The sequence below is a fragment of the Desulfovibrio inopinatus DSM 10711 genome (assembly GCF_000429305.1).
Classification (GTDB): domain Bacteria; phylum Desulfobacterota; class Desulfovibrionia; order Desulfovibrionales; family Desulfovibrionaceae; genus Alteridesulfovibrio; species Alteridesulfovibrio inopinatus.
The window spans coordinates 25,790-49,363 of the sequence record NZ_AUBP01000031.1 but is presented as its reverse complement, the minus strand read 5'-3'; the positions used below and the strand labels follow the sequence as shown (position 1 = coordinate 49,363).

Sequence of the window (23,574 nt, the reverse complement as noted above, 5' to 3'; positions counted from 1 at the left end):
CGAGAAACACTCCCATCCGGGTTGACAGTCTTCCTGCTGTTGTGGAAACTTCTCGTCTTTTTCTTCGCTCAAATTCGGACTGCGACGCCGACCCGACACGTATGCCCGATCCTTAAGGATTCAGAAATGCGCTTCGATACCATATTTTCGATGTCCGCCTGTTGTATCGACGGTACCTTCGTATCTGCCGACTCGGGTGAAACTTTTTCCGTCATCAACCCCTACGATGGCTCATTGCTCGGTAATGTCCCCAATGCCGGTGCGGCTGAAACCGCGCGAGCCATCGAAGTCGCTCAACGAGCCTTCCCCATTTGGAAGGCCAAAACAGCCCGGCGCAAAGCCGAAGTTCTTCTCCAGTGGTATAAGCTTATCATGGCTCATTGTGACGAGCTTGCCCGCATTGTCACCACGGAACAAGGCAAACCACTGGCCGAAGCCAAAGGCGAAATCATCAATGGTGCCAGTTTCATCCGTTGGTTTGCCGAAGAAACTCGTCGTCTCTATGGGGATATTGTTCCCGGTCCCTGTCCGGACAAGCGCATGCTCGTCACCCGCGAACCTGTCGGGGTTGTCGGAGTCATCACGCCGTGGAACTTTCCCATGTCCATGATTGCCCGCAAGGTGAGTGCCGCACTGGCTGCCGGATGTCCGGTCGTCATCAAACCGGCTCCGCAGACCCCCTTCTCTGCCCTCGCCATGGCCGAACTCGCCATTGAAGCCGGTCTGCCCAAAGGAACCTTCAATGTCGTCACCGGCGATGCCGAGGCCATCGGGCTTGAACTGACCACCAACCCTATTGTCCGCAAGATCAGCTTCACCGGCTCCACTCGTGTCGGCAAGCAGCTCCTTTCGCAAGCGGCCTCCACCGTCAAAAGCGTCTCCATGGAGCTTGGCGGCAACGCCCCGTTCATTGTCTTCGATGATGCCGATATCGACAAAGCCGCGGCCGGCGCGCTGGTCTGCAAGTTTCGAAACAGTGGACAGACCTGTATCTGCGCCAATCGTTTCTATATCCAAGACGCCGTGTACGACATCTTTGTCGAGAAGTTGGCCCATCTGGCCTCATCCCTCAAGCTCGGCAACGGTCTTGATCCGAATGTCACCATGGGGCCGCTCATCGATCAGTATGCCATGGACAAGATGCACGCCTTCACCGAAGACGCCAAAGCCAAGAACGGCCGGATCGTGTGTGGTGGTGAGGCACACACCTCGTGCAGCCTCTTCTACGCCCCCACCGTTATTGCCGACGCCACCGATGACATGCGGTTTGCTTCCGAAGAAATTTTCGGTCCTATTGCTCCCATCTTTCGCTTCCACGACGAAGCCGAAGTCATCGCTCGCGCCAACAATACCGCCTATGGCTTGGCTGCTTATGTTTATACAAAAGATATGGGCCGCACCTGGCGCGCCTCCGAGCGTCTTGAATATGGTCTCGTCGGTATCAACGACAGCCGCATGACCACCTGCGAAGCCCCCTTCGGTGGCGTCAAAGAAAGCGGATTCGGCCGCGAAGGTTCCCGACACGGTCTCGATGAATATACAACGCTGAAATATACCTGCATGGGTGGGATTGAGATGTAAAGCGTAGTCTCCCCCTGCGCCCCCTCACCCCACCTCATCACCTCCCTTCCCCAAACCTTTTTAACGAGGTGTATCGTGTGGGGATTAATGGGAAGGTGGAAAAATGATGCAGATGAAGGTATAATTCGATACCATTTCAAGGCATACTAGGGAGATAATACCTCCACTCTGCTCAATATTTCAGAGAAGAGAGTGGCGCGCCTTAACAACGAGGACAACGGTGTACATTCAACGGCTCAAGCTCGAAAATTTCCGCGGTGCCAGAAATCTGCAGCTCGATTTGGACAGGCATCTCAACATTTTCGTCGGTATGAATGGGTCGGGGAAATCCACTCTCCTTGACGCCACCGCTCTCCTCCTCTCCTGGCTGGCCAACCGCATTGAACGCGAAAAAGCATCGGGACGCCCCATTTCCGAACTAGACATTTGTAACGGAAAATCCACAGCCTCTCTTGGATTACGATGTGAAAACAGATGGGGTGAATTCGAATGGACACTGTCAAAAACTCGAAAAGGACATAGCAAGTCGGCGACATCCTCTCTCGCTGAACTCTCCAACGTTGTTCGAGATATCCAAGAAGACCTGACAGAGGTCAATGAAAAAGCATATTTGCCACTCTTTATCTATTACCCCGTCAATCGCGCTGTTGTTGATATTCCACTTCGAATACGATCGAAGCATACGTTCGATCAACTTTCCGCATATGACGATGCGCTCACCAGCGGAGCAAACTTTCGTACTTTTTTCGAATGGTTCCGAGAACGTGAAGATCTAGAAAATGAAACCCTTCGCGAAACGGGAGAACTTCGAACAGACCTTCAACTTCAAGCCGTGCGCGACGCATTACTCCAATTCATGCCAGCATTCACCGACTTAACCGTGCGGCGTAGTCCTTTACGGATGGTCGTGAAAAAACATGGTGAAGAACTGGCCGTTAATCAGCTTTCGGATGGTGAAAAAATTTTGATGGCCATGATTGGTGATTTGGCTCGTCGCTTGGCCATTGCCAACCCGATGCGGACGAATCCTTTAGAAGGGTATGGAATTGTCCTTGTCGATGAAATTGATCTCCATTTGCATCCCAAATGGCAGCGCATGATTGTTTCGCAGTTGCACGATGTCTTTCCAAACTGCCAATTTTTGATTTCGACACACTCCCCGCACGTCATTACGCATGTTCAGCCTGAAAATCTGTTTCTTTTATCGTTGGAACGTCAAGAGCTCACCGCTGTTCGCCCCACGGAATCGTATGGAAAAACCGTTGAACGAGTGCTGGAAGATTTGATGGGGCTGGACACCACCCGGCCCGACGATGTGACGCATGATCTCCGACAACTTTTCGATTCTATTGACAAAGGAGAGTTGGACGAAGCCAAACACGCCGTCGAACGTTTGAGAAGACGTATTGGAGACGATCCCGAATTGGTCAAAGCATCAGTGCTGATCACGCGCAAAGAGTTGATCGGCAAATGAAACACATTGTGAAAGGTGCTGAACCTGAAGTATTCACAGAGTGGAAGGCACTTGCAAATGAAGACTGGCAGCCAACATACGATGATTTGCGTAGCAAAGAAAAAAAGGCGGTAAAAAAGGCTTTAATGCAGGAACAGGGATATATCTGTTGTTACTGCGAACGCCGACTTGTCGATAATGATTCCCACATTGAACATTTTCACCCGCAACACCGTCCTGAAGTCGATGCTCTTGATTTCAACAATATGCTCTGCTCTTGTCAGGCTCAACTGGAAAGAGGCAAACCGCGTCATTGTGGGAATTTGAAAGGTGATTGGTTCGATGAACAGCTTTTGATTTCTCCCCTTGATCCTTCATGCCAAACGCGTTTCCGCTTTACAGGAGACGGCAGGATCACCCCGGCACACCATGATGACAACGCCGCGGCTGAAACCATTGACCGCCTTGGATTGGATATCCCCAAACTACGCGAAATGCGTAGCAAAGCGATAGAGGGGATCATGGAAGGGTTACCCCCCGAAGAAATTCAAAACATTGCCGCTGCATTGTTATCAAAAGACACGAATGGATTCTTCATTCCATTCTGGACAACAATCCGCTACCTTTTTACATAAATGCCAAGCGAACACGATATTCTACACGTCCACCCCGCTAAAAGTTTTTGAAGAGGGGATGGGGTCTGGGGAAGGGGGGAAACTTTTTTCCAAAAAGTTTCCCCCCTTCCCCAGCCGCCGGAGGCCGTAAACCGCTCACGTTTCGAGGTATCCCATGCGTGTCAAAGAGATCATGCAGTCACCGGGGCGTGCGATTACGCCGGAGATGAGTTTGCGGGATGTTGCGTCGTTTTTTAAACGGCGAGATGTGCAGGGCGCGCACGTTATTGATTCCGTGGGGAAAGTCATCGGCGTCTTTACCAGTGAAGATCTCGTCAAAGCGCTGGCCCGTGGTGCCTCGTTGACCGACCCGGTCCGTCTTCACAAACGTGATATGGTCTGTGCAGTCAATGCCAATGCCCAACTTGATGACATTCAATGGGATTTCAATACATATCTCGCCGTCAGTGACGGCATGCGTATTGTCGGCGGGCTTGATGCATCGTTACTCAAACAATTTGCGGGCGTGGTCCCGGACACGAACGATGCCCCGGAAGCGCAAGTCCTGCTCGATTTTCCCGATCCTCTGTTTCACGTCGAAAACGATGGAACAATTTGTTGGTGCAACTTTGCCGCCTGTCGCCTCGTAAGCCGTAATTTTGCCCAAATCCTCAACCAAGTCTTGTCTCGATTGCTTCTCGAAGTCGGTTTTCAGATCGAGTCCGCCCCCAATGCTCCGGAAACCATTCTTACCGCACGACGCGACGATGTCCGTTTCGCCGTCTTAAGCTGGCCGTCTCAGAACTCGCGCACGATCACCCTGTTCCGCAATATTCAGGAACAGATGCTCACCATACGCCAGCTTGAAGAAATGACCGGACTGACACAAGAACTCAATGCTATTATCGATACCTCATTCGACGGCATCTTCATCACTGATGAAATGGGTTTCGTACACCGGGTAAACAAAGCCTATGAACGGATAACGGGTATCCGAGCAGCAGAAGTGCTCGGGAAAAATATGGCCGACCTCGTGGTGGACGGCTATTATAATGAATCCGTCACCATGCGGGTTTTGGCGACGGGGCAGACGGAAACCATTATTCAAAAGGTCAAAAACGGAAAAACCATCATGGTCACAGGCAGCCCGCTCCGTGACACGAGTGGACATATCACTCGCGTTGTCACCAACGTTCGCGATGTCACCGAACTGCGTCGACTGCAACAGGAGTTGGAAAAGCTCTCAGAACTTAAAGTCCATTATCAGAAAGAACTCAGCACCCTGCGCCGAAAAAACGAGCAGTCCGGTCGTATTATCATTCGCTCGCAAAAAATGCGCGAAATCCATGACCAGTCATTACGCTTGGCTCGCGTGGATTCGACCGTGCTGCTGTTGGGCGAATCCGGTGTCGGCAAAGAAGTTTTGGCCGAAGTTATCCACGAAAACAGCCCACGCCGGGAAAAACCGTTTATCAAGATCAGTTGCGCCGCTATTCCCGAACAACTTCTTGAATCCGAATTGTTCGGCTATGTCCCCGGGGCGTTTACCGGTGCGCTTCGTTCCGGCAAGCCCGGCCTGTTTGAAATCGCCAACCAGGGTACGCTTTTCCTCGATGAAATCGGAGAAATGCCTATTGGACTTCAAGCGAAATTGCTGCGCGTTCTTCAAGAAGGCACTATCATGCGTGTGGGTGGCGTACATCCCATTCAGGTCGATGTCCGCATTATGGCCGCCACAAACCGCAACCTCGAGGAAATGATTCGGCAACGTCTCTTCCGCAGTGACCTCTATTACCGACTCCACGTGGTTCCACTTGTTATCCCGCCTTTGCGCGAACGACATGAAGCCATCATTGACTTTTTGTATCACTTCCTTGGGAAGTACAACACGAAGTACGGCCTGAATCGACAAATGGAACCCGATGCATTCGATTATCTGGCCGATCAGGAATGGCCGGGCAACGTGCGAGAACTTGAAAACGCCATGGAACGCATCGTTGTCATGTCCAAGTTACAAATCGTTACGAAAGCCGAAGTCTTGCGCATTCTCCGAAGAACCGACGCCAACCGACATCAGACATCACATGACGAACCGCTCACGCTGAAAACCATCGTCGACCAAGTGGAACGCGATGCAATTATGAAAGCCTTGGAAAAGCACCGCACGACCCGAAAGGCCGCCTCGATTCTTGGGGTGAACCAGTCTACTATTGTCCGTAAAGCCAAACGGTTGGGTATCATCTTGAGCGATACGGAATAATATCCTTCACTTCAGTCCTTGACCATCTGATTCATTTATGAATCATGCCGATTCATGGAGAGACATCGCGTTCAATACGATGTAAGCACAGCGTTTTTCCTGGATTTGGCGCACCGATACGACAATACTTTACGCCATTTCCCCACGCATCCCTCTCGCTCTTGATGCAAAAATGCATCAAATGTCATTATCGATTTTCTCCTGACCCTAAAAAAACATCTCCTATTTATATAAAATTATTTTATATGAGTATGTTAGCTGAAGATCTTTTTATGTTATTTTTGGCATATATATTGATAAACATCTCGATACAACATTCATTATTGCGGTCTGAACGGCTCTCGACTCCACATGTCTTCGACTGGAGCGGTTGCCGTCGACAACGGAAACCGGCACATCGTATGCCGCACAACAAGGATATATTTATGCTGACCGAAAATTTTCTCTCTGAATGCGCATGTTATATTGACGGAGAATTTATCGCCGCCGATTCAGGACAATCCATTCCCGTCACCAACCCCTTTGATGGCTCCGTAGTCGGTAATGTCCCGGATATGAGAACCGATGAGACCGTCCGCGCCATCAACGCCGCCCATGCTGCCCTTCCCGCATGGAAGCGAAAAACAGCCTTGCAGCGGGCTGAAATTCTGATGAATTGGTATCGTCTGACGTTGGAAAACATCGACATGTTGGCGCGCATCGTCACGCTGGAGGGAGGAAAGCCGCTGGCCGAAGCCAAGGCCGAAACCAACAATGGCGCCAGTTATATGCGCTGGTTTGCCGAAGAGGCGCGGCGCAACTATGGCGATGTCGTTCCTGCACCATTCGCCGATCAACGCCTTGTTGTCACGCGCGAGCCTGTTGGTGTTGTCGGTGTTATCACGCCGTGGAATTTTCCCATGTCCATGATTGCCCGTAAGGTGAGTGCCGCCTTGGCCGCCGGGTGTACGGCTGTGGTTCGACCGGCTATTCTCACCCCATTGACCGCATTGGCCATGGCACGCCTAGCTCATGAAGCCGGTGCTCCTAACGGTGTCCTCAATGTACTGACCGGCAGCTCCAGAGTAATCGGCAAAGAACTCACGAGTAACAAAATCGTCCGCAAAATCAGCTTTACCGGCTCCACCGGTGTCGGCAAAATTTTATTGAACCAAACGGCGAGCACGGTCAAACGGATGTCCATGGAACTCGGTGGCAACGCACCCTTTATTGTTTTTGACGATGCCGATATCGATGCCGCTGCTGCCGGCGCCGTGTTCTGTAAATTCCGCAATAGCGGCCAGACGTGCATCTGCGCCAATAGAATGTACGTGCATGATGCCGTCTATGATACATTTCTTGAAAAAATGGCCGAACACGTCAAAACACTGAAACCGGGCAATGGTCTGGACGACGGCATCAACATGGGACCGCTCATTAATGCCGATGCCCTGGAAAAAACGAAATCGTTTACCGAAGATGCGTTGGCAAAAGGCGGTCGTATCGTCTGCGGTGGCAAACCGCATGCACTCGGTGGATTGTTCTATGAACCAACGATCATTGCCGATGCAACCGATGACATGCTGTTCGCCAGTGAAGAAATCTTTGGCCCCATTGCTCCTATTTTTCGATTCACCGATGAAAACGACGTCATTGAACGCGCCAATAGCACGGATTACGGCTTGGCCGCATATTTCTATACACGCGATGCCGCCCGTATATGGCGAGTGAGCGAAGCACTGGAGTTCGGTCTGCTTGGCATCAACGACGGTCGTATCAGCACATGCGAAGGCCCTTTCGGCGGTGTCAAAGAAAGTGGGTTCGGTCGCGAAGGATCTCGCTATGGCCTCGACGATTACACGGTCCTCAAATACGCATGTCAGGGAGGCATCACGACCGCGTAGTACCCCGCTGCACGGCAGACATGCTCACAACATTGCGGTGTAAATGATCATTCAATCGGCTGACAATGCGCCATTGCATCATCAATGCAATGGCGCATCATGCCATACTTGAATGACACCTCCTGTCGTAGAGTTGCGCGATGACGCGACACCATCAAGTCTCTTTGGCATGCCTTCCTCAAAGTTGTCATTGACGAACATTGGTTCTTTTTTCAATATCCTTCACACACATTTTGTTTTACCGATTGGTCAATCAACCTTGAATGCATAACAGCATCATGCGATGCATTATAGCATCACTTGACTCAAATATTCATATATTTCTCCATCTATCACGAATCTGGCGCTCTTGGTGATTCCCGGACTGGGCTTTAGCACCGACAGTTCTCCAAAATCTCAACACATGGGAATACGCGCTTCAATCTGGCAAATACGTTGATTGCAGAGGGAAATTCGCAGACCAATCGATGCAAAAACGCATCAATTTATTATAAATCTCTTGTCATTCATGAAGAACAACGTCTGTCTTTTTTAAAAAAACAAAATAAAAACAACATGATAATGCAAAACAACTTCTTCCAAGCAATCTCGGCACAATTCTTGATTCTCTAATCAGCAGCACGCTGTTCGCGAACCAGCAGGAGATGTGTGTGAGTTTCACCAGGATGTGACGACCGTTTCGGGAGTTGCGTCGATTTTTCCCCCGAACCGGCCGTTTGTTCTGCCGATGTCGTCAGGAAACGTGTGAACCGACGTCGCCAGGCGCGCCGTCAACGCAGGAGAAGTTTTATGTCAGACTGGACCGCCAAACGTCCCGATGGTCAGGAACCGCCCTATATCCCATTATGGAAACTGAAACTTCGCATTCCGGGTGTACACTATCGCTGGGAATGGGCTGACTACATCCAGGGTCTCATCATGTGCGCCGTTTGTTTGTCCATCATTCCTGTATTGCAGGATACCCTGGGCATGCCGTTCGAAGTCGCGCTGGCCATTGTTATCTTAAACGGCTTTCTCTACTTGTTTCACTCGTCGCTTGGCGACCCCGTCGTTCCGGGATGGGTCACTCCGGCCATTCCACTACTTATTGCCTACTGTGCCGCCTTTCCAGAGGGACCAGAGCGCATGCATGCACTTATCGCCTTTGAAATGACGCTCGGGTTATGGTGTCTTCTGCTCGGGGCAACAGGACTGGCGCAAACCGTTATTTCGCTTATACCACGAGCGGTCAAAGCCGGTGTTATTCTCGGTGCCGGTATTGCCGCCATTCAGCTTATTTTCAAGGAAGGCGGCAAGTTCTACTCCATGCCCATTACCATCAGCGTGTGTGCGCTTGTGGCATTGTTCATGATGTACAACCCGCTGTTCCGGCACTGGTCGACGACGTCACCGGTCGTAAAGCGCATTGCCAATCTCGGTATTTTGCCAGCCATCATCGCCGCCATCATCATTGCCCCCATTGTTGGTGAAGCACCGTTCACCGTGGAATGGGGATTTTCACATCCGGACTTCGCCACGCTCTGGACTGACTGGGTTCCGTGGGGCACATTGGGATGGCCTCCGTTGTCCATGTTCTTGAAAGCTCTGCCGCTCGTTCTGGCCGCGTATATCGTCATCTTCGGTGATGCTGTCCAGGCGCAAGGTATCATCCGTGACGCCGACCCCAAACGCCCGGACGAACCCGTCGATTACAATCCAGACCGCGCCCACCTTGTCGTAGGTATCCGGAACACCATCATGAGCATGCTGGGCCCCGACATCTCCATGTGCGGCCCCATCTGGGCAGCCATGACCGTTGTCACCTATGAACGGTGGAAGAAAGGCCGTGAATCCATGGACTCCATTATTGGCGGTGTCGGTGCATTTCGCTGGGGGACGTTCACCGGATATTGGTTGTTGCCCATCGTCACCGTTACACGCCCCATTCTGCCTGCTGCACTGGCATTGACCATGATTATCCAGGGATTCGTTTCCGTGTATATCGGTGCTCGTGAAGCCAAGAGTCTGAAAGACCTCGGCATCGCCGGCATGGTCGCGGGCATCCTCGTCTCCAAGGGCGCAGCCTGGGCATTCGGTGCCGGACTGATCGCCTGCTTTGTCATCTACTCCATGGACTTCTTCAAAGGTGACACCAACGCCGGTCCATTGTGGGCCGACGATCTCGAACTCGCTGCCGAACGCGAAAGTAAGGTACTGTCTGGCGAGGCCAAGTAACTCCGACCTCGCTTTGACAATGCGGCGGGGGCTGCCTCTGCCCCGCCGCATGCTCCCCATCATTCAATTTTTCGGAGATTTGATCATGCAAAAGGAACTGTTTTGCACAACGTCCCGCATTGTCTTCGGTCCTGGAACGCTCAACGATATCGGCACGGAGCTGCGCCGTCTTGGAGCGACAAAAGTCTGCATCGTGACCGACCCCGGCGTCATGTCGACCGGTATTATCGAACGCCTCACCACGGTGCTTGAAGCGGCCGAACTCGGCGTGTGCCTGTATGACCAGGTGCAGGCTGATCCACCATTTGAACTTGTCGACCAAACCGTTGAAATCGTCAAAGAACACGGTGCCGACGCCATTGTCGGTATCGGCGGTGGGTCATCGCTCGATATGGCCAAAATCACGGGCGCAATGGCCACCAACCCCGGTTCGGTCAGTGAATATTTCGGCATCGATCTGCTCCCCAATCCCGGCTTGCCGACTATCCTTATTCCGACCACAGCCGGTACAGGGAGTGAAGTCACGCCCATCGTCATTTTATCCGACAATACCGAGCAATTGAAAAAAGGCGTCGTCAGCTCGCATTTGTATCCTGCCTGCGCTCTGCTCGACCCCGAATTAACTCTTGGCCTCCCGCCCAAGGTTACCGCAGCAACCGGCATGGACGCTCTGATTCATGCGATCGAGGCCTATACCTCCAAAAACGCGACACCGATGTCCGATCTGTTGGCTAAAGAAGCCATGCGATTAATTTACGCCAATATCCGCACGGCCTATGCCAACGGAGAAAACATCGAAGGCCGTACGAATATGCTGCGCGGCGCCATGCTGGCGGGTATGGCCTTTGCCAACGCCGGGGTAACGGCCGTTCATGCGTTTGCCTATCCCATTGGCGCCCAGTTTCATATTCCACATGGTATTGCCAACACCATCATGCTCGTCCCCGTCATGCAATTCAATATGCTCGGCAATCTCGACCGATTCGCCGATATCGCCGATTTTTTTGGTCAACCGACGGAAGGATTATCGCAACGCGCCAAAGCACAAGTCACAGTTGATGCGCTCATTGAACTGGCGAGTGACTTGCAGGTTCCTCAGCATTTGTCTGAATACGGTGTCACACATGACCATGTGCCTAACTTGGCCGAAAATGTGCTCAAAGTGACGCGTTTGCTGGCGAATAATCCGAGAAAGCTACTGTTGGATGATGCAATCTCCATTTACACGGCAGCGGTTTAGAAAAACGTTGCAGCCCTCCTGATGCTGGGGAGCCCCCTCCCCAGCCCAAGGGCACATGGCAACGCGATACGACAACACAACCTTGTAACGGAACACAACATCGACAGACATTCTTTGTCCCGAGCACACATTTATAGGACGGAGGGCAAACGATCTCCCCTCATGACCTGCATCGTTCTCATGACAAAGAAACACATCACCTGTCGAATGCAGTATGACAAAGGCGGTTCTTATGGATGGTTTTTTCAAGAGAGGGCTTGTTATCGATGTCACCACGCAATCATCGCATACCATTGCCTTTGACGATGCATTGCTCAGTCGAACACTTGGCGGCAAAGGCCTTGCCACCCAATTATTACTCGACATGATTCCGGCCGGGACAGACCCGTTGAGCCCGGAAAATGTCCTGATCTTTGCGGTTGGTCCCATTACGGGCACGTCGGTATGGGGATCATGCCGTTATGGCGTTTTCACGAAATCCCCACAAACGGGATGTTACTGTGAATCATACAGCGGAGGCACGACCGCTGAATATATCAGCGCAACCGGATATGATGCTGTCATTATAACAGGGGCTACAGAGCGCCCGATTTGGATTGAAATTAACGAGACGGGGGCAACGTTCCACCCCGCTGACAATCTGTGGGGAAAAGAAACATACGCAACGGAAGACCACGTCAAAGAGGCCATACAAACACTGCGCGGCCAGACGAGTGGCGCTGTCGTCATTGGTCCGGCAGGAGAAGCGTTGAACCGTTTCGCGGTCATTGAAAACGACTACTGGCGTAGTGCCGGTCGTACCGGCGTAGGTGCTGTCCTCGGTTCAAAACATATCAAAGCACTTGCCTTTCACGGAAGTGCAAAGCGTCCCATTGCCGACCCGGCGGGGTTACGTGCGTTCACCAAATCCATGGCCGAGATAGGAAAAACCGACAAAGGTGTGGCGGCCTATAAAAAATGCGGCACATCCATGCTCGTGGATGTCATGAACGAAGTCGGGGGTTTTCCAACACGGTATTGGCAAAAAGGACGGTGTGATCACAAAGATGCGATTAACGCTTCAGCCCTGCATAGCCGTTGTGATGTCAAACCCCGGGCATGCCGAAAATGTTATATGGCATGCGGCCGATTGGCCACCATCAAAGACGGGCCTCATGCCGGCCTCACCGTCGAAGGACCGGAATATGAAACCATCTACGCATTTGGCGGGTTATGCGAAATTTCGTCCATAGAAGACATCATTTATTTGAATGATCTGTGTGACCGACTCGGTATGGACACCATTACCGCCGGGAATTTGGTTGCGTTTGCCATGGAAGCCAAGCTCCGCGGACGTATCGACTATCCCATTTCGTATGGAGACACGGAAGCCGCGGCTGCACTCTTGCGAGATATGGCCGCATGCCAGGGAATCGGTCTGATTTTGAGCCGCGGCATTCGTCATGCCGCGTCGGTCTGGGGGTTGGAAGACGTGGCGGTTCACGTCAAGGGATTGGAACCCCCGGGATATGATCCCCGCGCCCTCAAAGGCATGGGATTGGCATACGCGTCGTCCGATCGCGGTGCGTGTCATCTGCGCGCGACCTTTTATAAACCGGAACTCATGGGAATATCCGATCCCCGCTCAAGTGATGACAAGGCCGGTGAGTTCAAAACCTGGGAAGACCGGCTAACGTATTTTGATATGCTTATCGTATGCCGATTCTATCGCGATTTGTACCAATGGGAGAGTCTGGCTGCAATTACACGTGTCACGACAGGCCTGGACCTGACGGAAGCCGAGATGATCGCTCGTGCCTCTGCTGTCACAGATGACACGAGGCAATTCAACCTCAAGCACGGCATCACCCGAGAAGACGATACCCTTCCCGTCTTTCTTACCGATCATGCTTTGCCTGAGACCGGCTATAGCATCAGTCGAACCGAGGTCGAAAACATGGTGAACGACTACTACCACGTCCGTGGTTGGACAGAAGCCGGAGAGCCACAGCAGGCCAGTCTGTAATATCCACCTCCACACCCCATCCCCGTCAAAGGCCCGCAAGGGCCTTTGACCTTTCTCTAGAAGAACACAACGATTCCATACAGCAATATAGCCCTGTACGAAGGTGACAGAGGTTAAAATTTAAACTATTTTATTTGCATGAAAGAAATCTGCTCACCATCATATCTGAATACGCCTTCCCCATCACCACTCACGAAATGTATTGTTCTCGTGCTGTTGGTTCTCCCCTTTTTTATTGTATGGAAAACATGGGAAGACGTGTTCGAGCAACCCGTGTTACAGGGCGTGACGATTTCACCATTTTCCGTTTTAAAAGCATCACAAGGCCATTTCACCGCCGAAGAACTGTTTTCAGACACTTCAAAATTCACACCGGCACCATCAAATCTCCTGAACTATGGACATACACAATCTACAATCTGGTGCAGGCTTGATCTTGTAAACAATACAACGTCACCAGAAGAGCTTTACCTTGTCACATGGAACCCGAATCTTGACGACGTAACACTCTTTATACGACGAGATGATGGCAAAATAACTTCCATTACATCAGGAGATATGGTCTCTTCACGCCCCATTCCATGGGTATCAGGACAAGCAATACCATTTACACTCAATGCAGGTGAAAATATTCAACTTCTCTTGCGTTCGCATACGGAGACAGGCCTACAAGTTATGCCAATCTCTTTTCTTGTCCAAGATGCTTTAGAACGTATAGCCCATATAAAATCCGTCATTCATGGTTTTCTTATTGGGATATGCATTGCTCTCCTTTTATACAATATCATGCTCTTTCTCTCGCTCAATGATATCACCTATGTCTATTATGCTGCGTATTTAACAACGGCTATTATCATCATATCCGGGTTGACGGGTTTGGGGATGACCACCTTCTGGACACATAATGTCTGGCTCTCCAACACAGGGATGGTCTTCTTCGGTGCCCTCAGTAAAATTTTTGTTTCTTTTTTTTCACGAAAAATTCTGGAAACGAAAACGACTCCTGCTCTCGATCGCCTGCTTCTGTTCACGACAGGTCTCGCGGTTGCCTACCTGATATGCACTCTAGTGCTTCCCGTCTTTACAGCATTTCAGGTAGCCACCGCGATTTTCTTTATTTTTCCACTTCTTTTTTGTTGGGCTGGAATTTGGGCATGGTTGACGGGAAAGCGACAGGCTCGATTCTATATCCTTGGCCAAGTTGCTTCATGGTTGGCTCTTCTGGTCTTCGGTCTCACCGTGTTGGGAGTCATCTCCTATAATGACCTCACGTTTGAAATTGTCCCTGTTGCTATCTGTATGGATGCCATGTTGCTCAGCATGGCTCTGGCCGATCGGATGCGCGACTTACAAACCCAAAAAATTCTCGCGCAAGAACAGGCCCGGCAAAACCTGGAGATTAAACGCGAAGAACTGGAAAAACTTGTCGCGCAAAGAACACTGGAATTGACCGAGGCCCGCGATGAAGCCGTACAGATTGCACGAACGGATGCATTAACGAAAATTTTCAACCGTCGTTACGCCATGGAAATGGGGGGACGCGAATTTGCCAGGTCCAAACGATTAAACACGTCACTTGCTGTCGCCATTATGGACATCGATGACTTCAAACACGTCAATGACACATGGGGACATGACGAAGGTGATAGGGTGTTGAAGGCATTTGCAGATATCATATCGCAAGGGATTCGAACCGCCGATATCTTTGCCCGCTGGGGAGGTGAAGAATTCCTTTTGATTCTTCCGGATACAGAACGTGAAGCAGCCCAACAACTTTTGGAACGTCTCCGACTCGCTCTCTGGAACGACCTCACTTTCGGCCAGAATCAAGAACGCCTCTCGGCGAGTTTCGGTTTCGCCTGTCGTAAACAGAATGACCACAATTTCGAGAGTATCATCACACGAGCGGACCAAGCGCTCTACGAGGCCAAACGCAGTGGGAAAAATGCAGTGGTGTTTTTTGAAAAACGTGATGATGCCGAAAAAGAAGCGGCACCCTGATCGTAAACGCCAACGACAAAAGCAGTAAGGTTGAAAACAGAAGGAGCCTCTCGCGGCTTCTTTTTTTTGGAAACAATGACGTGCGGTACGAAAACATGCGCTACGAAGCACACACCGAACGATGCTCTTCCTCGTCAGCGTCGTGATTGTCCTCAGTCTCCACTTCCTGCGGCACAAACCCACACACGGCTTCGGCCAAGATATTAATGACATTGCGTTCGCGGTAATTAAAGCGCATTTCCCACTCCTTGAGCCATAAAGGGAAATTCGCAGGCGTCAAGCCATGGACTTGCTTGAGACGTTTCTTGACAAACTGCCAAAATTCCGTGGAAGCTCCAGGAATATGCTGGTCATTATGTTGTATGAATCCCGTAGGCCATAATTCTGGACCGCAGGCGAGCAGCATGGTGTATTGCCGATATGGTCCTGTGTACACGACCTGTCCAAGGCTGGCCGTCTTGAGGTGAAAGCTCATCTTATAGTGGACGATGTTCTCGACGCCGATATCCGGCAATACGTCGCAGATGATATAGCCACCGATATCCATAACGCCGAAAACCGGTGCATTCGTCATGACAGCCCCAGGTTTTCGCCGCCCCGGTCCGGGCCAGACTCCTTTGGCATACATCGCCGACGCGTCCAGCGCTTGTGCAAGGATGGCCCGCCGAATGATATCTTTGACTTTGAGGACGGTGGGATAAGAAATCTGAAGTTGCTTGACGATATCTTCGTTGGCAACATCAAGTTCAAAGAGTTTGAGAAACAGCAGCCATTGCTGAAACGAGAGGCCGCATCCATTGAGAAACCGCTGGCTGAAATCGTGAAAAGTATACAGACAACGCGCACACCGCCTGCGTCCGTCGGCCACACGGTACAATTTTCTTTCCCGGCACCGCGGACAAAAGCGTTGGTGGTTTTTCCAGCAAAATCCCAAAAAGAACCGGCGCGCAGTTTTCTCGCTGGAAGCAAAATGATTTAAAGTAATTAAGTCCATACATTCGCACTTTTATATGTCCAAAAAGACATAACAAGATCTTCTCGAAAACAACAGGGTTTTCCCGGTGATCATTTGCTTATGGCGCGGTCACATACATCTCGCCGAGTACCATACTATTTCATATAGACAGCGTGGGAAGCCGTGTTCAATGACCGTGCGGCTTGAGCTGCATGCTCTTCTTCCTTGGCCTCGTCATAGCTTTTGACTTCCCACGGAAATATTTCCTTGGCATGCTGTAATGCGTCCTGCTCCACCAGAGCAAACCATTCCCGAAATTTTTCGCGAACGCTACGCCCCTGCTCGGTCAAACGGCATCCATTCCGCTTGGAGCCACATGTCTCGACAAGCTTTGCTCCCAAGGCCTCTTCTGTTGCTTTCAGCTTACCCCAGGCTGCTCGATACGACATTCCCAACGCGCTGGCCGCATCTTTGAGCGAACCATGCTCCTCAATAAGATCCAGGAGCAAGACCCGGCCCATACCAAAGAAGATTCCCCCATCTTCAAGCCATAAACGCATACGAATTGTCGGTTGGCGATCTTCCATTGCACTCCTCCCCTGCACTCAACCATATCGTGACTCCCCAATCGGAGCTTTGGCGGCGATATGGCGTCCACCACTCTCCATTGCATAAACGACGGAACAGACGCTTTCGACAACAACGCCGTGTCAAAAAAAGATAGCGTCCGTACCCTGTCGGAACAAATAATCTTGAAATGAAATTTAAAGCTTTGACACAAAGAAACGCGAACGCCTCGCAGAAATACGAGGCGCCCGGTTTATGAGGAGACGGAATGCAGTACAGAACGTGGTCGTCGAATCATCGTTCTGGACATGGTAATGCGGTCTTTATGCGTATAGACATTCATCCGACCGCCGCGAACGCGACCGATCAGCGTGATGCCGTGGGCGTTTGCCACATCCATGGCCAAACTTGTGGCAACGGAAATGCCACACAGAAAAGTCAGTCCGATGGCTACAGCCTTTTTCACCAGCTCATAACTGAGTCGAGACGAAATCGTAGCCATGGCGGCTTGCTCCAGAATATCCTGCTCCAACGCCGAGCCAATGGCTTTATCCAGCGCGTTATGCCGTCCGATATCTTCGGCAACCCCCAGTTGACACCCATGGATATCAAAGAGCGCCGCACAATGGGTCGCTCCGGTGCGCCGGAAAACATCTTGGCTCGCTTCCATCACCTGCATGGCGTGCATAATGCGATGGACATCGACCGATTTTCCAGCATGACGCGGTGTTGAGTGTGTGATGTCCTCATCAGATGATGTCGGCATCTCATCAAGAACCACATGCGCCGTCATTTCCCAACGATCATGTGATTCAAACTGCATGTCACGGACCACGTGCGCATGTGGAATCAGCCCTTCGGTATAAAGCAATCCCAGAACAAGCTGTCTGTCCATACCCGGCGTACACATGGTGCGACCGACCTGACGCCCGTTGACCACAATATTCAAGCCGCATTCTACGGCCAAGGTATCTTCGAAATGCTCCACCATGTCGCGATGGTGGCGCATGATCTGGCGTTTGCTTGTGCTGACCATTGTGCCCCCCTTTCGGTCACGAAAACGTGTTCCAGGGTGCCGGAACAAGCGGCCGTAACTGATTTTGGGCAGCGATCAAATCCAGGTGCATCAGGGCGAGCGGAACAACAAGTCCATGGGGGTCTGTTTCATACTCGCGTAAATCGATACACGGAAAATAGGAATTGCACTTGCTACAGACTTCAATGCGCTCCTGAGTCGCCTTTTCGGCGTGATAGATTTCACGGGTGCCTGGATGCGAATTCCCACATGCCGGACAGGCATCGCGACGATATCGCCAGGTGTTCCCGCACAAGGCGCAATGCAAGTGTTTTTGTCCACCACCGCCAACAAGCGCATCAAGTTCGGTTGGTTCGGGCCTGGACAATGTCCCATAGGAAGGGAGCGTTCCGCAGATGGGACAGTACCCTTCGTTCCAATTGAAGTCCGCAAGCATGGCATTGATTTTTTGCGCCAACGCCCCCACCGGTGCGCCAAGCACCTGATCGATAACAAACGCCAAAGTACCGGCATCAAGCCCGGCCGCTTCGGCACGTTTTTGCAATGATGTTCCGTCGTTACTGATTCGGCTAAGACAGCAGGTCTTCAGATCGAGACGGCCCGCCTTCAACGCGTCGGCAATGGCTGTAATTGCTCGATTATCTGGAATCATCTCCAGCAAAACCGGGAGGATTGTATCGGCCGAGCGCGATATCCACGGCATAAGAACATCAATATTGATGTCACTCAACAATGGAACACCCTGCCCATGTCGTGCCTGATCGACAATATCAAGTTCGAGCGGTTCTTCAACAAAGATAGCCTCAAGCTGCGACCGCGTTTCCAGCAGCGGAGCAAAGGCCTCAAGAATGTCCTTTTGCGCCGGCCGTTGTGCGCAATAGCGGTCAATGGTGACACGAACAGATTCCGGAAGAAGACGGCGAGTAGTATTTTGCTGCATATTCGTATTTCCTCGACTCGTTAAAAACCCTGCGCTTGTACGATGACTATGCTATTTTTAGCAGATCAATGCACGTACGAATAACTCAACATCGTACGATGTTTGGTGAAACCGCCCCGTTATTTGACGGGAACGATTTCACCAAACACAACAATGCGCATTTTATCCAAGACGTGTAAACGCCCGACGCAACGGGGAGACCATGTGGGCAAGGAACCGTTTCCGATCCAAGTCACTCGGGCTCGCCTGTGCGACACTGAATTGATAATAGTTCTCGGGTTCGTCGGTGAGGAGGAAAATGACATTCACGTCCTGAGCATCGGCGAGCATAGCCTGTGGAAAGGTCTTTTTCGCGATCTCCAGACGTTTCGCCGCCAGTTTCAGCATATCTTCACGATCACCAAAATTCATGGTGCCCGTCGGACACACTTTGACGCAAGCAGGCAGCATCCCTGCCTGAACGCGATCAAAACACATGGTGCACTTGGTCAACGCACCGGTTTCTTCGTTACGGCGAGGGATGTTGTACGGACAGGCTTCACGAACGGCTTCGCACTCTTCCGCACTGAGTTCCTTGGTTTTGTCGGTAAAAAGGACGGCACCCGTCTTTTCATCCTTGAGAATGGCGCCTTCCAAGGCCATGTCGGCCATATCTTTACAGGGAGGCGCGACACAATGCCGGCACTGGTCGGGAAAGAAATTCCAGCGCACAACACCCTTGTCATCCATACGGTCTCTGAAACGGACGACTTTATAGTTGTTCGGGTTCAAATCTGGGGGATTTTGATGATTTCCCCAGTGGTATTGCGTGGTTTTGTTGGGCTTGAGTTCGTGCCATTCCTTACAAGCAAGTTGGCAACCGCGACAAGCCGTGCAACGCGACGTATCGATCAAGAACGATTTCGGCATATCATGCTCCTTGCGATGGCTGCGGGGGGATTGCTCCCCCCGCGAGCGTACGTGGTCAGCCAGCAAGCTCGGTCAGCTTGTCGACTTTGCGAATGTTCACGCAGCTTGCTTTGTACTCCGGAATGGTCGTGTTGGGGTCGGCCACCGACGGCGTGAGCCGGTTGGTGGCGTCGCCGCATCCGGGCGTCGTCCATCCGAAACAGAAAGGCATGCCAATTTCGTGGACAGTTCGACCATGGACGTGAAGCGGACGCATGCGTACCGTGACCATGGCAATGGCCTCGACTGTGCCGCGAATGCTTTCCACGATGACACCGTCGCCGTTCTCGATTCCTTTTTCCTTGGCTAACTCGGGGCTCATTTCCACATACAACATGGGTTCAGCCTCAAGCAGGTTGGGGACATTGCGCGTTTCACCACCACCGCACCAGTGCTCAGTAACGCTGTAGGTCGTGAGCACGATGGGATAGTTCGGATCACCGGCCTTCGCGAGCTTGTCCATATCACTGTCGGTAAACTTGAACACCGGACTATTGAGCTGCTTGGAGAACGGGTTCGAAGTTACCGGCGTTTCAACAGGCTCGTAGTGTTCGGGGAATGGTCCGTCCATGCGGCCCGGTCCGAACGCTTGGCCGAAGCCATGCACCGTCATGATGAAGGGATACTTGCCCTTGCCCGACGACAACGGCGGCCAGCCGCCATCGGGGACGTCACCTTCCCATTTCTTCCCGTTCCAGACGATGACGGGCTGTTCGCTATTCAACGGTTTTCCGTCGAGATCGACCGACGCACGGTTATAGAGAATGCGACGATTGACCGGCCAGCACCAGCTCCAGTTCGGGAACAGTCCGATTTTGGCTTGCATAGGTGTTTGTGTCGTATCACGACGCTGACACTTGTTGCCGTCTTCTTCAGTGTAACTTCCCGTGTAGAGCCAGTTGAGGCTCATGGTGGAACCATCGTCTTTCAGGGCGGTAAACGACGGGACGAGTTGTCCTTTTTTGTACGTTTTGTCACCGACCTTCGTGTCCTTGGTAAAGAACCCGTTGATCTTTTTGGTGATGTCTTCCGGAACGTACGTTTCGGGCCAATCCAGACCAAGCACGGCTTCAGGAAGAATACCGCCTTCCTTTTTGTATTTGTCGCGCAGGATGTTCATGATGCCGACAAACATATCACCGAACGGCTTGGCTTCTCCGCCGGGTGGAATAGCGGCATAGTGCCAGAGCAACCAGCGGCCGGAGTTGGTCACCGAGCCTTCTTTTTCAATACGGTGCGCCGACGGCAGCAGGAAGACTTCCGTCTTGACCGTCTTCGGATCAACGCCGGGACGGTGCCAGTTATCCGTGGTTTCGGAATGGTGCAGTTCCGACGTGACAAGCCAATCAAGATTATCAAGCGCCTTGCGCACCTTGTTCGAGTTCGGCACGCTTTGCATCGGGTTGAGACCAATGATGAACCCGCCCCTGATCTTGCCGTGATACATCTTGTCGAACAGCGGCAAGTACGAGTAGTCCTGCCCCTTTTCGATCTTCGGAATGTAATCGTAGCCAAATCCGTTTTCCGGGGTTCCGCTTTCACCATACCAGGCTTTCAGAAGACTGACGAAGTACTTGGGTTTGTTTTGCCACCAGTTCGCGCTTTGCGGATCATGGCTGACCGGCGTGTTCGCCTTGTTGTAGTCTTCCAGCGTCTGCCATTCGTCGTGCGGCATGGCCATGTAGCCGGGCACAATGTGGTAGAGCAAGGTATGGTCGGTCGATCCCTGCACGTTCGGCTCGCCGCGCAATGCGTTGATACCACCTCCGGCGATACCGATATTACCGAGCAGGAACTGAATGATGGCCGCACTTCGGATGTTCTGGACACCCACCGTGTGCTGCGTCCAACCCAACGCGTACATGACGGTTCCGGCTTTTTGACCATTACCCGTCTTGGCATACTCTTCATAGACCCGCATCAAGTTGTCTTTGGAGACACCGGTCACCGTCGAGACGGTATCAAGCGTGTACCGCGCATAGTGGTCTTTCATGAGCTGATAGACACAGCGCGGATTTTTCAAAGTCTTGTCCTGTTTAGGCACACCGTTCTCGTCGAGTTCGTAGGCCCATTTGGACTTGTCGTAAGAACGCGTTTTGGGATTATATCCGCTGAACAGACCGTCCTTGAACGCATAGTCCTTGCCCACGATGAACGAGGCATTGGTGTATTCTTTGACGTAGAATTCGTAGATTTTGTTATTGCTGATGAGGTAGTTGATCATACCGCCGAGGAAGGCGATATCGGTACCGGAACGCAACGGCACATGGAAATCCGACCGAGCCGAGGTTCGCGAGAACTTCGGGTCAACGTGCATAACCACGGCGCCCCGATTATATTTGGCGTCAAGCACCCACTTGAACGAAATGGGGTGGTGTTCGGCAGCATTGCTGCCCATGATAAGGATGGCATCGGCATTCTTAATGTCGATCCAGTGATTCGTCATCGCACCGCGTCCGAACGACTCTCCCAGAGCCGCAACAGTGGCGCTGTGTCAGATACGGGCCTGGTGGTCCATGTGGACGACGCCCAGGCTTCTCATGGCTTGATGCGCCAAAGCGCATTCTTCGTTATCGGCATGCGACGTGCCCAAAAGGAACATCTCGTCGAGCCGGTTTACCGTGTGTCCCTTCTCGTTCTTCAAAAGAAGATTTTCGTCGCGGGTTTTCTTGACGCGCTTGGCGATTTCTTCAAGAGACCATTCCCAAGATTTTTCTTCCCATTTATCGGAGAACGGCGCCCGATACAGAGGCTTTTTCAGGCGGTGTTCGTTGCGTGTCATCGACAGCATAGCCGCGCCCTTGGCACACAGCGAACCTTGGTTGATGGGGTAATCGGGATCACCTTCCGTGCTGACAAGCTTCCCGTCCTTCACATAGGCCATAATGTGGCAGCTCACGGAACAAAACGGACACACCGTGACCAGCTCTTTGGCCCCCTCAATTTTGAGACCGGCAGCATATGCTTCCACCGGCGACAGGTTGAATCCGAGCTGCGTCAGGCCAAGGCCCGCCACACTCACCCCTGTCATTTTGAGGAAATCTCTTCGATTCCAACTCATAGTTCTGCATCCTCCATTCGCTGATGCCGCGCCCCGGCCTTATGGCGGCACGCTCCATTTCCGATTCATCGCAACGCGGCACGCCGGCTTCCCAAAGAAACCCGCCACGTTGAGGATATTGGGCATAGCGTAACAGGAGTTCCAACAATTTCAACATGTTAAAAAAAACATTTTACAAAAAACAGCCTTTTCGTGCCGTACACTTTGATTTTCCAGTCAATTATATTTTTACGATTCCAAACAAGACGACCACGCTGCCAACACATGGCAACGTGGTCGATTTCTGTTCAACGTTCTCAAAAAAAACGATCGTCTTCAGCTGATAAAAGTCTTTCCTTTACTGTTGTCCTCTTACGGTGACGCCGTCTCGGAACACAACGTTGTTAACCGGCTCAGAATGTCCGAAGACACGTCTGGAGCACTCAACACCGTGCGCATGTCATACGTATCTCCACCGAAAAAAATCCAGCGGGGACGAGAATCTTTTATGACAATTAGTATCCGAGACACGGCAATATCGGCGCGAAGAGCCATGGGCTGTATGGTAATTGGCGTATTCCATTCCGCTTCGGCCCACGGATGGGTTGCTTTCAGCTCCGCAACGTCATCCGGTGAATACAGACCATCAAAGATTTCACTGGCCCGAGCGAGGATATTCACCAGCAACGCTCCTCCCTGCGATGCGTTGCATGTCCGCAGGTGTCCATCTAAACAGAACCGAACCTGCGTTGCCGAATCCATCTCGCCTGCACAGGCGGTGGCCGCCATCATGACGGCCACCAGCCACGCGATGATTGTTGCACGTTTTCTCCTCAT

Annotated in this window: 16 protein-coding genes; 9 read left to right on the top strand and 7 right to left on the bottom strand. The window is 51.7% G+C overall.

What is annotated here, in order from left to right; all coding sequences use genetic code 11:
* The first annotated feature begins 126 nt into the window (after nucleotides 1-126).
* From G451_RS0118285 to G451_RS0118245, 9 genes are all read left to right on the top strand, one after another.
* Nucleotides 127-1,581, top strand: a complete 1,455-nt coding sequence (locus G451_RS0118285) for an NAD-dependent succinate-semialdehyde dehydrogenase (RefSeq protein WP_051261658.1) — start codon at nucleotides 127-129, stop codon at nucleotides 1,579-1,581.
* A 220-nt stretch (nucleotides 1,582-1,801) separates the two neighbouring features.
* The gene (locus G451_RS0118280) at nucleotides 1,802-3,055 is read left to right on the top strand and encodes an AAA family ATPase (protein WP_027185388.1); all 1,254 of its coding nucleotides are present in this window, start codon (nucleotides 1,802-1,804) and stop codon (nucleotides 3,053-3,055) included.
* A complete protein-coding gene (locus G451_RS0118275) occupies nucleotides 3,052-3,669 on the top strand; it encodes a retron system putative HNH endonuclease (protein ID WP_027185387.1) in 618 nt (205 codons plus the stop codon). Before G451_RS0118280 ends, G451_RS0118275 begins: the two co-directional genes overlap by 4 nt.
* Before the next feature lie 154 nt (nucleotides 3,670-3,823).
* Nucleotides 3,824-5,908: a sigma 54-interacting transcriptional regulator gene (locus G451_RS0118270; protein WP_027185386.1), complete on the top strand. Its 2,085-nt coding sequence runs from the start codon at nucleotides 3,824-3,826 to the stop codon at nucleotides 5,906-5,908.
* A 425-nt stretch (nucleotides 5,909-6,333) separates the two neighbouring features.
* A complete protein-coding gene (locus tag G451_RS0118265) occupies nucleotides 6,334-7,791 on the top strand; it encodes an NAD-dependent succinate-semialdehyde dehydrogenase (RefSeq protein ID WP_027185385.1) in 1,458 nt (485 codons plus the stop codon).
* A gap of 789 nt (nucleotides 7,792-8,580) precedes the next feature.
* On the top strand, nucleotides 8,581-10,005 hold the full coding sequence (locus tag G451_RS0118260) for a solute carrier family 23 protein (RefSeq protein WP_027185384.1): 1,425 nt from the start codon (nucleotides 8,581-8,583) through the stop codon (nucleotides 10,003-10,005).
* Between the two features lie 85 nt (nucleotides 10,006-10,090).
* The gene (locus G451_RS0118255; protein ID WP_027185383.1) at nucleotides 10,091-11,245 is read left to right on the top strand and encodes an iron-containing alcohol dehydrogenase; all 1,155 of its coding nucleotides are present in this window, start codon (nucleotides 10,091-10,093) and stop codon (nucleotides 11,243-11,245) included.
* Nucleotides 11,246-11,459: 214 nt separating this feature from the next.
* Nucleotides 11,460-13,250, top strand: a complete 1,791-nt coding sequence (locus G451_RS0118250) for an aldehyde ferredoxin oxidoreductase family protein (RefSeq protein ID WP_245587843.1) — start codon at nucleotides 11,460-11,462, stop codon at nucleotides 13,248-13,250.
* 258 nt (nucleotides 13,251-13,508) lie between these two features.
* On the top strand, nucleotides 13,509-15,251 hold the full coding sequence (locus G451_RS0118245; RefSeq protein ID WP_169727901.1) for a diguanylate cyclase: 1,743 nt from the start codon (nucleotides 13,509-13,511) through the stop codon (nucleotides 15,249-15,251).
* Nucleotides 15,252-15,351: 100 nt separating this feature from the next.
* Here G451_RS0118245 and G451_RS0118240 read toward each other — a convergent pair whose 3' ends face one another.
* The 7 genes from G451_RS0118240 to G451_RS0118200 all read right to left on the bottom strand — a co-directional run bounded on the left by G451_RS0118240 (nucleotide 15,352) and on the right by G451_RS0118200 (nucleotide 23,574).
* Nucleotides 15,352-16,245 carry a transposase gene (locus G451_RS0118240; protein ID WP_084448644.1) on the bottom strand — a complete coding sequence of 298 codons (894 nt, stop codon included), beginning with the start codon at nucleotides 16,243-16,245 and terminating at the stop codon, nucleotides 15,352-15,354.
* Nucleotides 16,246-16,361: 116 nt separating this feature from the next.
* On the bottom strand, nucleotides 16,362-16,793 hold the full coding sequence (locus G451_RS30275) for a winged helix-turn-helix domain-containing protein (protein WP_084448643.1): 432 nt from the start codon (nucleotides 16,791-16,793) through the stop codon (nucleotides 16,362-16,364).
* Between the two features lie 233 nt (nucleotides 16,794-17,026).
* Nucleotides 17,027-17,809 (bottom strand): formate dehydrogenase accessory sulfurtransferase FdhD, encoded by a 783-nt coding sequence (fdhD, locus tag G451_RS30270; RefSeq protein WP_051261656.1) that lies wholly within the window; start codon nucleotides 17,807-17,809, stop codon nucleotides 17,027-17,029.
* A gap of 16 nt (nucleotides 17,810-17,825) precedes the next feature.
* The gene (locus G451_RS33055) at nucleotides 17,826-18,749 is read right to left on the bottom strand and encodes a formate dehydrogenase accessory protein FdhE (RefSeq protein ID WP_051261655.1); all 924 of its coding nucleotides are present in this window, start codon (nucleotides 18,747-18,749) and stop codon (nucleotides 17,826-17,828) included.
* A 162-nt stretch (nucleotides 18,750-18,911) separates the two neighbouring features.
* Nucleotides 18,912-19,658, bottom strand: coding sequence for a 4Fe-4S dicluster domain-containing protein (locus tag G451_RS0118220; protein ID WP_027185379.1), 747 nt, complete (start codon nucleotides 19,656-19,658; stop codon nucleotides 18,912-18,914).
* Nucleotides 19,659-19,713: 55 nt separating this feature from the next.
* Entirely contained in the window at nucleotides 19,714-22,758 is a 3,045-nt protein-coding gene (fdnG, locus tag G451_RS0118215) for a formate dehydrogenase-N subunit alpha (protein ID WP_156921708.1), read from the bottom strand.
* A gap of 351 nt (nucleotides 22,759-23,109) precedes the next feature.
* Nucleotides 23,110-23,574, bottom strand: coding sequence for a hypothetical protein (locus G451_RS0118200; protein WP_156921707.1), 465 nt, complete (start codon nucleotides 23,572-23,574; stop codon nucleotides 23,110-23,112).